This is a genomic window from Christiangramia aquimixticola (assembly GCF_048285835.1).
Classification (GTDB): domain Bacteria; phylum Bacteroidota; class Bacteroidia; order Flavobacteriales; family Flavobacteriaceae; genus Christiangramia; species Christiangramia aquimixticola.
The window spans coordinates 1-329 of sequence record NZ_JBLVTL010000129.1 but is presented as its reverse complement, the minus strand read 5'-3'; the positions used below and the strand labels follow the sequence as shown (position 1 = coordinate 329).

Here is a 329-nt window from a genome sequence, read left to right as displayed (position 1 = left end):
CTTGGGGGAGCCGGATTTCAAGACTCCTAAACACATCCAGCAGGCTGCCAAAGATGCGATCGATGAAGGAAAATATTTTGCTTATCCACCAGTGGCAGGGTATCAGGATCTCAGAGAGGCGATCGCTAAAAAGCTCAGAGAAGAAAACAATATTTCTGAAGCTAAAGCCGAACACATCGTGGTGTCTGTGGGGGCCAAGCATTCGATCGCCAATACCTTCATGTGTATCATCAATGAAGGTGATGAGGTGGTAATCTTTTCTCCATATTGGGTGAGCTATGCAGAAATTATCAAGCTTTGTGGAGGTGTACCTGTCTTGATCGAGGGTA

The 329-nt window shown here is 45.9% G+C and carries 1 protein-coding gene; it reads left to right on the top strand.

Annotation, left to right across the window (positions count from 1 at the left end):
• Window positions 1-329 (top strand): aminotransferase class I/II-fold pyridoxal phosphate-dependent enzyme (locus tag ACNKXV_RS13815; RefSeq protein WP_417908300.1); only part of this gene is annotated, 329 nt, incomplete at both ends.